Origin of the sequence: Paraburkholderia sp., from assembly GCF_034668105.1 — a bacterium.
Classification (GTDB): Bacteria; Pseudomonadota; Gammaproteobacteria; order Burkholderiales; family Burkholderiaceae; genus Paraburkholderia.
In genome coordinates this window covers 1-11202 of record NZ_JAXDPY010000584.1, presented here as the reverse complement: position 1 = coordinate 11202, position 11202 = coordinate 1, and the positions used below count along the sequence as shown (strand labels likewise).

The 11202-nt window shown below is 64.2% G+C and carries 12 protein-coding genes; 10 read left to right on the top strand and 2 right to left on the bottom strand.

Annotated features, from left to right (window positions below):
* On the bottom strand, window positions 1-682 hold a 682-nt coding region (locus QOC89_RS25900; RefSeq protein WP_323047627.1), incomplete at its 3' end, for an Hsp33 family molecular chaperone HslO.
* Between the two features lie 64 nt (window positions 683-746).
* A complete protein-coding gene (locus QOC89_RS25895) occupies window positions 747-1271 on the bottom strand; it encodes a gamma carbonic anhydrase family protein (protein WP_323047626.1) in 525 nt (174 codons plus the stop codon).
* A gap of 424 nt (window positions 1272-1695) precedes the next feature.
* On the opposite strand from QOC89_RS25895, the gene QOC89_RS25890 reads away from it, so the two are divergent.
* The 10 genes from QOC89_RS25890 (at window position 1696) to QOC89_RS25845 (ending at window position 11086) form a co-directional block, all read left to right on the top strand.
* On the top strand, window positions 1696-2616 hold the full coding sequence (locus QOC89_RS25890; RefSeq protein WP_323047625.1) for a ferritin-like domain-containing protein: 921 nt from the start codon (window positions 1696-1698) through the stop codon (window positions 2614-2616).
* A 319-nt stretch (window positions 2617-2935) separates the two neighbouring features.
* The gene (locus QOC89_RS25885) at window positions 2936-3820 is read left to right on the top strand and encodes an alpha/beta hydrolase (RefSeq protein ID WP_323047624.1); all 885 of its coding nucleotides are present in this window, start codon (window positions 2936-2938) and stop codon (window positions 3818-3820) included.
* A gap of 103 nt (window positions 3821-3923) precedes the next feature.
* Window positions 3924-4754: a 3',5'-nucleoside bisphosphate phosphatase gene (locus QOC89_RS25880; RefSeq protein ID WP_323047623.1), complete on the top strand. Its 831-nt coding sequence runs from the start codon at window positions 3924-3926 to the stop codon at window positions 4752-4754.
* Window positions 4755-4885: 131 nt separating this feature from the next.
* Window positions 4886-5521, top strand: a complete 636-nt coding sequence (locus QOC89_RS25875; RefSeq protein WP_323047622.1) for an L-threonylcarbamoyladenylate synthase — start codon at window positions 4886-4888, stop codon at window positions 5519-5521.
* A gap of 47 nt (window positions 5522-5568) precedes the next feature.
* Window positions 5569-6231, top strand: coding sequence for a site-2 protease family protein (locus QOC89_RS25870; RefSeq protein WP_323047621.1), 663 nt, complete (start codon window positions 5569-5571; stop codon window positions 6229-6231).
* Window positions 6232-6237: 6 nt separating this feature from the next.
* On the top strand, window positions 6238-7440 hold the full coding sequence (locus tag QOC89_RS25865) for a tryptophan--tRNA ligase (protein ID WP_323047620.1): 1203 nt from the start codon (window positions 6238-6240) through the stop codon (window positions 7438-7440).
* A gap of 14 nt (window positions 7441-7454) precedes the next feature.
* Window positions 7455-8078, top strand: a complete 624-nt coding sequence (locus tag QOC89_RS25860) for a class I SAM-dependent methyltransferase (protein ID WP_323047619.1) — start codon at window positions 7455-7457, stop codon at window positions 8076-8078.
* A gap of 43 nt (window positions 8079-8121) precedes the next feature.
* On the top strand, window positions 8122-9036 hold the full coding sequence (gene dapA, locus QOC89_RS25855; protein ID WP_323047618.1) for a 4-hydroxy-tetrahydrodipicolinate synthase: 915 nt from the start codon (window positions 8122-8124) through the stop codon (window positions 9034-9036).
* Window positions 9037-9165: 129 nt separating this feature from the next.
* Window positions 9166-10305 (top strand): outer membrane protein assembly factor BamC, encoded by a 1140-nt coding sequence (gene bamC, locus QOC89_RS25850; RefSeq protein ID WP_323047617.1) that lies wholly within the window; start codon window positions 9166-9168, stop codon window positions 10303-10305.
* A gap of 7 nt (window positions 10306-10312) precedes the next feature.
* Window positions 10313-11086: an MBL fold metallo-hydrolase gene (locus tag QOC89_RS25845; protein ID WP_323047616.1), complete on the top strand. Its 774-nt coding sequence runs from the start codon at window positions 10313-10315 to the stop codon at window positions 11084-11086.
* The last annotated feature ends 116 nt before the right edge of the window (window positions 11087-11202 follow it).

Sequence of the window (11202 nt, the reverse complement as noted above, 5' to 3'; positions counted from 1 at the left end):
GGAAAATCGTTTCCGGTTCTTCCTTCAGCAACTCGTCTTGCGACATCGTGCTGCCAAGCGTGCAGACGCGCTCCCATGTGTCCGCGTCCAGATCGCCCGGATGCGGGACGATACCGCCGTCGCCCGGCAGCTTTTGCAGCAGCATGCCGACCGCGCGCTCGGTGTTCGCCGCGAGCCACAGGCGCGTGTCGAGCTGCTCCGAGTGATGCATGTAATGCTCGAGCACTTCCGCCATCGATTTGAGCGGACCGTCCATCCCCGACAGCGGCACGATGCTTTGATACGGTTGCTGGCCCGGCTGCTTGTCGCGCGGGTCGAGCGTGATGACGCAACGGCCATGGCCGCTCGCGTTGACCAGGTCGATCATGGAGGTGCTGTCGGCGATCGTATTGCCCTCCTCGCCGGAGAGCTTGGCGGTGGCGCGCATCGACAGATCCGAGCTGCACTGCACTACCAGCATCTTCGCCGGTCCGTCGCCGAAAATCTGCATGACGAGCGTGCCGTCGAACTTGAGGTTCGCCGAAAGCAGCGCGCACGCGGCCATCATTTCGCCCAGAATTGTCCGCACGGGCGCCGGATAGTCCCGGCGTGTCAGCACTTCCCGCCACGTATTGCGCAGCGAAACGATCTCGCCGCGCACCGGCGCCGCGCTGAACATGAATTTTTGCAACTGGTCGCTCACAACTTTTCCTCGGTCGAATGGCGCAGCCTGATGCCGCGCCGTGCGCGCCGCGCGCCCCGGCTGATTAGCCGATGCGCACGAGCTGCGCCTTGAAATACTCGCGACGCTCGGCATAGCTTGCCGCGCCGCGCTGCATATTGGCGATATCCGTCTCGGTCAGTTCGCGCACCACCTTGGCGGGCGCGCCGAGAATCAGCGAATTGTCGGGAAACACTTTGCCTTCAGTGACGATGGCGCCCGCTCCGACCAGACAGTTGCGGCCGATTACCGCGCCATTCAAGACCACGGCCTGAATTCCGATCAGCGAGCCTTCCTTGATCGTGCACCCGTGCAGCATGACCTGGTGGCCGATCGTCACATTTGGCTCGATCGTCAGCGGGAAGCCCGGGTCGGTGTGGAGCACCGCGTTTTCCTGAACATTGCTGCCGGCGCCGAGGGTGATCGGCTCGTTGTCGCCGCGAAGCGTCGCGCCAAACCAGACGCTCGAATTTTCCTCGAGGGTCACATTGCCGATGATGCTCGCGGAATCCGCGACAAACACGCTTTCGTGGATGGTCGGGGCTGCTTCGCCAAGCTTGTAGATTGTCACGTTGTCTCCTCTTGATCGGTCGCTGCGCGATGCGCGGGCTAGTTGGGGTTTCGAAAAAACCGGGTTGGCGGATGAGGCCGCCGGGCGGCGCGCCCAAGCGGGTCGAAGCGGGCCACAAGCAAGCCACAAGCGAGCCCGAAGCGAGCCCGAAGCGAGCCCGAAGCGAACTCGTGCCGGCGCTCCAAACGGGGCGTCCGACGTAGTCAGACAGTGGAGCCCGCGTTATATCTGGAAAAGCCACGACGAACCTGACTATCCCGCCGGCCCCGCGCAACAGGCGCGCGAGTGGGTCGAATCGAGTATTGTAAACGGTTGTGTGCTTAGGTCGCTTGTGCGCCGCCGCGTGCCGTCTGGCGCTCAGCCCGCGCGCACGCAGCACCTCCCGTCCCGCCTGTCACCGTGCTCTTTTGCCAACCGGCTTGCCATGAATTCCGCTGCTCCGTCTGTTTCGCCCGCTACGCCGATACCCACTCCCGAGAAATCCTCGCGTAGCCCAAACGACGGCCATTGCGCGCGCACTGCCGCACTGGCTGCATTGCGCGAAATCGACCCGGCCACCAAGGCCGCCGCGGCGCGCGCGTTATACGCCGCGGCGCTGGACGGCAGTCTCGCATGCTCCGTCGCTCTCGAACTCGCCGAGGCGGCAAACCTGCCCGGCCGTCCCGCGCGACCCGAACGGGTCGATCCGCGCAAGCTGAAACGTCGCAGCATGCAGTCTCCTGAGGGGCGCGCCGTCTTGCTGCACGCGCTTGCGCATATCGAGTTCAATGCCATCAATCTCGCGCTCGACGCCGTCTGGCGGTTTGCCGGCATGCCTGCCGCGTTCTACACCGACTGGCTCAAGGTCGCTGCCGAAGAGGCGCATCACTTCTCACTGCTGGTCGCGCGGCTGGCGGAATTCGGCCATGTCTACGGCGACTTTCCCGCGCACGACGGCCTCTGGGACATGTGCGAGCGCACCCGTGCCGACGTGCTGGCGCGCATGGCGTTGGTGCCGCGCACCCTCGAGGCGCGCGGCCTCGACGCCTCGCCGCCGATCCGCGAGCGCCTGCAACAGGCGGGCGATCATGCGTCCGCGGCAATTCTCGACGTGATCCTGCGCGACGAAATCGGCCATGTGCTGATCGGTAACCGCTGGTTCCGTCATCTGTGCGAGCAGGGTGGCCTCGATCCGCACGCCACCTACACGCGCCTTGCCGACCAGTATCACGCACCGAAATTACGCGGTCCGTTCAATTTCGCGGCGCGCCGCGACGCCGGTTTCGACGAAATCGAACTGGCCGCGCTGGCCGCTGTGGCCGGGCTGGAAGTGCCGCAGCCGGTGCCGCCGGTTTCGAACGATTGAGGTTTTTTCGACACCCGGCCCCGGCATTGCGGGCCTTTACGGTGAGAAGCCGTCCCGCCGGCCCCAGACGACTGAGGCTTGTTCCACAACCGGGCCTCGGCATCGCGAGGCCTTTACGCTGAGGAGCCCGTCCCGCCGGCCCCGGATGACTGAGGCTTTTCCATAACCCGGCCCCTGCGTCACCCGGCCTCAGCGCTGAGAAACCCGTCCCGCCTGCCCCGGGCGACCGGTTGAGGCTTTTTTCCACAATCCGGCCCGACGTACCTCACAGCTATCTCGTTATAATCGAACGATCATTCTTTTTTATGGCGCGCCGCCCATGAATACTTCCAGGTCTGAATTCGTCGCCGTGCGCGGCATCCGTCTGCACGTGCGGCGTTGGGGCAATCCAGATGCGCCGATGCTGTTCATGCTGCACGGCTGGATGGATGTGGCGGCGTCGTTCCAGTTCGTCGTCGACGCCTTGGGTGGCGACTGGCAGGTGATTGCGCCGGATATGCGCGGCTTCGGCCTGTCGGACTGGCCGGTTGCCGAGCGCGGCGGCGGCAATTACTGGATTCAGGACTATCTCGCCGATCTCGACGCGCTGCTCGACCACTATGCGCCGACCGGCGAAGTCAATCTGGTGGGTCACAGCATGGGCGCGAACATCGTTTGCGTGTACGCGGGGGTGCGGCCGGAGCGGGTGCGGCGCGTGGTCGACCTGGAGGGCTTCGGCCTCGCGCCGTCGCACGCGGCCCAGGCGCCGAAGCGGCTGCGCAACTGGCTCGACGAATTGCGCGACCCGCCCCAATTGAAGCGCTACGCGTCGCTGGACGACGTTGCGGGACGCCTGGTCAAAACCAACCCGCGCCTCGATCCGCAGCGCGCGCAGTTCCTCGCCCAGCATTGGTCCAAGCCGGACGGGGAAGGGCGCTTCATGTTGCTCGCCGATCCGGCGCACAAACTGCGCGGACCGACGCTGTACCGCCTCGACGAAGTCATGGCGGTGTGGCGCAAGGTCAGCGCCAAAGTGCTGCACGTGGAGGCGGCAAACTCGCCTACGCTCGCGCAGATCGCCGGCGAGATTCCACTCGACGAATTCAAGGCGCGTTTCCAGGCTTTCCCGAACTGGCGCGAGCAAGTCATCGACGAAGCGGGCCACATGGTGCATCACGACCAGCCGGAGCAGGTAGCGGCACTGATCGAAGGCTTTTGCGCGTAGACCTGACCAGAAGCCCGGGGTCGCCGGGCCGCCTTTGCGAGATAGCGCTGCGCCCGAATACTGCGTTGCAGTAAAATGAGTGCAGACCCTTCTCAAGACAAAGATGAACGCCGACCTCCACTGTCATTCCACGGTTTCCGACGGCCAGTTCGCGCCGGCCGAAGTCGCGCGCCGCGCGCACGCGGGCGGCGTGACGCTGTGGGCGTTGACCGATCACGACGAACTCGGCGGCCAGCACGAAGCGCGCAGCGCCGCCGAGGCGCTCGGCATGGACTACCTGAGTGGCGTGGAGATTTCGGTCACGTGGGCTTCGCGCACCGTGCACATTGTTGGCCTCGGGGTCGATCCGACCAGTTCGATCCTGATCGACGGCCTTGCGCGCACCCGCAACGGCCGCGCCGCGCGCGCCGAGGCGATCGGCGAGCAACTGGCTACACTCGGCATTCCCGACGCCTATGAGGGCGCGCTCAAATACGTGTCGAATCCGGACATGATTTCGCGCACGCACTTCGCGCGCTTCATGGTCGAAAGCGGCTACTGCAGCTCGACGCAAGACGTGTTCAACCGCTATCTCGGCGACGGCAAGCCCGGCTGCATCTCGCATCGCTGGGCGAAACTGGCGGATGCGGTGGGCTGGATTCAGGCGGCCGGCGGCGAGGCGATCATCGCCCACCCGGGCCGTTATGCGTACACGCCGGTCGAATTCGACGCGTTTTTCGCTGAATTCATCGACCTCGGCGGCAAGGCGATCGAAGTGGTGACGGGCAGCCACACGCCGGATCAATACCGCGAATACGCGGATGTCGCGCGCCGCTTCGGCTTCGAAGCCTCGCGCGGCTCCGACTTCCATGCACCCGGCGAAGGCCGCGTCGACCTCGGCACGCTGCCGCCATTGCCTGCCGATCTGAAGCCCGTCTGGGAACGCTGGCTGTGATCGCGCGCTGTGCCGTGGCGGCACGAGATGCGCGATGGCGGTCATCCGGGGCGTGCGCTTTTGCCTCATCCTCCGTCCGATTTTCAGCTTGACGCTCCGTCCATCGTCACCCGTAGCCACTGTCAGTCATCATGTCCCAATACTTTCGGCTTCATCCGGATAACCCGCAGCCCCGCCTCGTCAAGCAGGCGGTGCAGATCATCAACGACGGCGGTGTCGTCGCGTTGCCGACGGATTCGAGCTACGCACTGGCCTGTCATCTCGACGATAAAGACGCCGTCGAACGCTTGCGGCGGATTCGGGGGCTCGATGAGAAGGCGCTGCTGTCGCTGCTGGTGCGCGATCTGTCGGAGTTGTCGAACTTCGCGATGGTCGACAACCGGCAATACCGGCTGATCAAGTCGGTCACGCCGGGCCCTTACGTTTTCGTGTTGCAGGCCACCAAGGAAGTGCCGCGGCGCCTGTCGCACCCGTCGCGCAAAACCATCGGCTTGCGGGTGCCGGATCACGCGATCACGCTGGCGATTCTCGAGGAGCTCGGCCAGCCGCTGCTCGGCTCCACGCTGATCATGCCGGGCGAAACCCAGCCGTTAAACGATCCGGAAGAAATCCGCGAGCGGCTCGAAAAGCAACTGGACCTGGTGATCGACGGCGGCCCGTGCGTATGCGAGCCGTCCACGGTGATCGATCTGACCGGCGCCGAGCCGGTGCTGGTGCGGCCGGGGCGCGGTTCGCTCGCGCCGTTCGGTCTCGAAGAGACGGCATGAGTGAAAGCGGACAGACGCACGCAATCGCGTTGTTACAATAGCGAGTTATGGATTCTTCCCTGATACAGACCATTGCGGTTTACGCGTTGCCGGTGATTTTCGCGATCACGCTGCACGAGGCCGCGCATGGCTACGTGGCGCGCTGGCTCGGCGACAATACCGCATACGTGCTCGGCCGCGTTTCCATCAATCCGATGAGGCATATCGATCCGCTCGGCACGATCGCTATTCCCTTACTCTTGTACTTCGCCACTAGCGGCGCATTCATGTTCGGTTACGCGAAGCCCGTGCCGGTTGCCTTCGGCAATTTGCGCAATCCGCGCTGGGGCAGCCTGTGGGTTGCCTTCGCCGGACCGGCCTCCAATTTCGTCCAGGCGCTGGTGTGGGGCCTGGTCGGCGTCGCGCTCGCGGTGCTGAGCGTCGACGAGCCTTTCTTCACGCGCATGGCGGCCGCCGGCGTCGGTGTGAACCTCGTGCTCGGCGTGCTCAACCTGTTTCCGCTGCCGCCGCTCGACGGCGGCCGCGTGCTGATGGCGCTGCTGCCGCCGCGCCAGTCGATCGCGCTGTCGCGCCTCGAACCGTACGGCTTTTTCATCGTGATGGCGCTGGTCATGACGGGCACGCTCACACGCTATTGGCTCAGTCCGCTCGTGACGCTCGGCTACGGTGCGATTACCGCAATTCTGACTCCACTTGTTTCGCTTTTCTAAATAACCATGTTCCCAGACCGTATCTTCTCCGGCATGCGGCCCACCGGGTCGCTGCACCTCGGCCACTATCACGGCGTGCTGAAAAACTGGGTGCGGCTGCAGTCCGAATACCCGTGTTTCTTCTGCGTGGTCGATTGGCACGCGCTGACGACGCACTACGAAACGCCCGAAGTGATCGAAAAGAACGTGTGGGACGTGCTGATCGACTGGCTCGCCTCCGGCATCGATCCGGCGCAGGCTACGCTCTTCATCCAGAGCAAGGTGCCTGAGCATGCAGAGCTGGCGTTGTTGCTCGGCATGAGCACGCCGCTCGGCTGGCTTGAGCGCGTGCCGACCTACAAGGAGCAGCAGGAAAAGCTGAAGGACAAGGATCTGTCGACCTACGGCTTCCTCGGCTATCCGGTGCTGATGGCGGCGGACATTCTGCTGTACCGCGGCTCGCTCGTGCCGGTCGGCGAAGACCAGGTGCCGCACGTTGAAATGACGCGTGAAATCGCGCGCCGTTTCAACTATCTGTACGGCCGCGAACCGGGCTTCGAGGAGAAGGCCAACGAAGCCGCGAAGAAGCTGGGCGGCAAGCGCGCCAAGCTGTATCACGAACTGCGCAACGCCTATCAGCAGGAAGGCGACGACGAAGCGCTCGAACAGGCGCGGGCGATGTTGCAGGAATCGCAGAGCCTGTCGATGAACGATCGCGAACGTCTGTTCGGTTACCTCGAAGGGTCGCGCAAGATCATTCTGGTCGAGCCGCAGGCCATGTTGACCGAAGCGTCGCGCATGCCGGGTCTGGACGGCCAGAAGATGTCGAAGTCGTACGGCAACACGATCGGCCTGCGTGAAGACGCGGAAACGATTGCGAAGAAAGTCCGCACCATGCCGACCGATCCGGCCCGCGTGCGCCGCACCGATCCGGGTGAGCCGGACAAGTGCCCGGTGTGGCAGCTGCACCAGGTCTACACGGACGAAGCCACGCACGAGTGGGTGCAGAAGGGCTGCCGGACCGCGGGTATCGGATGCCTCGAGTGCAAGCAGCCGGTGATCGAAGGCATTCTGCGCGAGCAGCAGCCCATGCTCGAGCGCGCGCAGAAGTATATGGACGATCCGTCGCTGTTACGCGCGATCGTCGCCGACGGCTGCGACAAGGCCCGCAAGTTCGCCACGGAAACGATGCGTGACGTGCGCGAGGCGATGGGTCTCTCGTACAACTGAGCGGCGCTGAAGCAATGAGCACGCCCACTGCCGCTTCGCCCGGTTCTTCACCCGCTCCCTCGCACGGAAACGGCGAACCGTCGCGCTGGGTGCGTCACTGGGCGCATCTGGTCGCGGCGGGTGGCGCGGTGCTCGACGTCGCCTCCGGGGCGGGACGGCATGCGCGGTTGTTTGCGTCGCTGGGTCATCCGGTGACCGCAATCGATCGCGACGCGGCCGCGCTGGACCTCATGCGCGACGAACCGCTCATCAGCACGGTCGTGGCCGATATCGAAGGCGCCGCGTGGCCGTTGCCCGCCGAGGCGAAATTCGCCGCGATCGTGGTCACGAACTACCTGCACCGGCCGCTGTTTCCGCAGCTTTTACATGCGCTTGCGCCAGCTGGCGTGCTGGTTTACGAGACCTTCGCGCAAGGAAATGAAAGAGTCGGCAAGCCGTCTAATCCAGCGTTTTTACTCGCGCCCGGCGAGCTGCTCGACGTGGTGCGCGGCCACCTTCGCGTGGTCGCATTTCAAGACGGATTTCTCGCGCAGCCGCGCCCGGCTTACGTCCAGCGGATATGCGCAATCATGGAGGCGGATCGTTCAGCCGAGCACGCGCAGGCGGCGCCCCCGCCTTGTTACGAGTTGGCTGGCTAATCCGCTACAATCGCGGTTTACCTGATCATATTCATGGCGTTTCATGACTAACGGCAATCAAAGCAGCACTGGCGGCGTTCAGATTCGCGGCAGCATCCCTGCCATCATCACCCCGATGCTCGAAGACGGCAGCCTCGATCTGCCGGCGTTTCGCAAACTGATCGACTGGCATATCGCGGAGGGCACGAACGCTCTCGTCGTGGTCGGCACGAGCGGCGAGTCGGCCACGCTTTCGGTCGAAGAACACGTGCTGATGGTCAAAACCGCAGTCGAGCATACAGCGGGCCGGATTCCGGTGATCGCGGGCTCGGGCGGCAACTCCACCACTGAAGCCATCGAGCTCACGCAGCAGGCCAAAGAGGTCGGCGCGCACGCCTCGCTGCAGGTCGTGCCGTACTACAACAAGCCGACCCAGGAAGGCATCTACCGTCACTTCGCGAAGATCGCCGAGACCGTCGATCTGCCGGTGATCCTGTACAACGTGCCGGGCCGTACGGTCGCGGACATGAGCAACGAAACGATTCTGCGTTGCGCGCAAGTGCCGGGCATCATTGGTGTGAAGGAAGCGACGGGCAACATCGATCGCGCCGCGCACCTGATCAAGTCGGCGCCCGCGCATTTCGGCATCTATAGCGGCGACGATCCCACGGCGATCGCGCTGATGCTGCTCGGCGGCCACGGCAATATTTCGGTTACCGCAAATGTCGCGCCGCGCGCGATGAGCGATTTGTGCAAAGCCGCGCTCGCCGCGGACGCCAAAACCGCTCGCGAGATTCATTTGAATCTCCTGTCGCTGCATAAGAACCTTTTCATCGAATCGAACCCGATTCCCGCGAAATGGGCGTTGCAGCAACTGGGTCGTGTGCAGGGCGGAATCCGCCTGCCGCTCACGCCGCTCGACGCGCAATACCACGAAGTGGTGCGTGGCGCGCTGCGCGAAGCGGGTCTGCTGGGCTGAACGGGCTCAACCCGGCACTCCAGCGTTAAACGAAAGCCTGCCACCGGCACTCCCTTAACCGACGTCGATCCAGCCCACGTTCCCGGCACACAGAACCAGGCACCGCGTTCCAGCATCACGAAGGACCTCATGAAACGTTCCGCACTTTCCCTCCACGCAACCCGCATGGCGGCGCTGGCGCTTGCCCTGGTAACGCTCGCCGGCTGTGACACGCTGAACGACTGGTTCGCCTCCGACCGCGTCAACTACAAGGGCGCCGGCAGCGCACCGCCGCTCGCCGTTCCGGGCGATCTGACCACCACGCCGACCGATCAGCGCTACGTGGCGCCGCCGGCCAATCTCGCGTTGGGCGGCGCGCAGCAACGCGCGGTCACCGCAGCGGGCAATTCCACGGAAGGCCAGCCGAATGCGCAAGACCCATTGGGCATGCACATCGAGCGTGACGGCGATCGTCGCTGGCTGGTTGTCGACGGCCGTACGCCGGAACAACTGTGGCCGCAATTGCAGGAGTTCTGGCAGGAAAACGGCTTCGCGCTGAAAACCGATGCGCCGGCCACCGGTATCATGACCACCGACTGGGCGGAAAACCGCGCCAATATTCCGGACGACTGGTTCCGTCGCACGGTCGGCAAGGTGATCGACTTTGCGTACTCGTCGGGCACCCGTGACAGCTTCCGCACGCTCGTGTCGCGCGGTCCGGCTGACACGACGGACATCTCGATCACGCATAGCGCGATGGAAGAAATGCTGACGGGTCAGGACAAAACGTCGTCGCGCTGGGAAGAGCGTCCGCGCGATCCGGCGCTGGAAGCGCTGTTCCTGACCAAGCTGATGCAGAAATTCGGCCTGACCGAAGCGCAGTCGAAGCAACTCCTGACCGATGCGCATCCGGCCGCCGCGCCGGCCACCATCGAAAAGGACGCGGGCGCCTCGACACTCGACCTGCAGGAATCGTTCGACCGTGCATGGCTGCGCGTGGGTCTTGCGCTCGACCGCACCAACTTCACCGTCGACAACCGCGATCGCGCGAAAGGCATCTACTATGTCCGCTACGCGGATTCGATGCAGGAGCTGAAGAAAGAAGGGCTGTTCGGCAAGCTGTTCTACAGCGGCAATTCCGCAAAGAAGCCGGGTCAGGAATTCCTCGTCAATGTGCGCTCGAAGGGCGACACCGTGACGCAGGTGGCGGTGCTGGACGCGAACGGGCAGGTGGATAATTCGTCGGACGCGCAGCGCATCGTGACGTTGTTGCACGCACAACTGAACTAAGCCGGCTGTGCGCTTCGCCAGTCTCGGCAGCGGCAGTGAAGGCAATGCCTTGCTGGTGGAAGCGCAAAGCGGCGCGACCACCACGCGTGTGCTGCTTGATTGCGGTTTTTCGGCCAAGGAAGTCGAGCGGCGTCTGGCGCGGCTCGGCGCCGGCGTCGAAGGTCTCGACGCCATTCTGATTACCCATGAACACAGCGACCACATTGGCAGCGCGCTAACGCTGGCGCGCAAGTGGTCGATTCCGCTGTACATGAGCTGGGGCACAGCCCGCGCGGTGAGTGCCGACGAAGCCGACGTCGACCTGCAGGTGCTGTGGGGCGACGAAGCGGTGGCCATCGGCGACCTCAGCGTCCTCCCTTATACCGTTCCTCACGACGCCCGCGAGCCGCTGCAATACGTGCTCTCCAATGGCGCGAGCCGGCTTGGCGTGCTGACCGACGTCGGCACCTCGACGCCGCACATCAGCGCGGTGCTGAGCGGCTGCGATGCACTGGTGCTCGAATGCAATCACGACGTGCGGATGCTCGCGGGTAGCCGCTATCCTCAATCGCTGAAGGCGCGCATCGGCGGCAATCATGGGCATCTGAACAACGAGGCTGCGGCTGAAATCCTGGCCTCGCTCGATCGTTCGCGCTTGCGGCACCTTGTGGCTGCGCATCTGAGCCAGCAGAACAACTCGCCGGAACTGGCGCAGGCTGCAATGGCGGGGGTGTTGGGTGCCGCGCCGACCGAGGTGGTGGTCGCTTCTCAGGACGAAGGCTTCGACTGGTTGAGTCTGTGATCCGTCTCTGACTGCTCTGTATCGCCGCGCGCAGCGTTCCCCATTGGCGACGTGCCGCTCCGCAATAAAAAAGCCCATGACGATTTCGCGTCATGGGCTCTTTCTTGAAGGCGGAC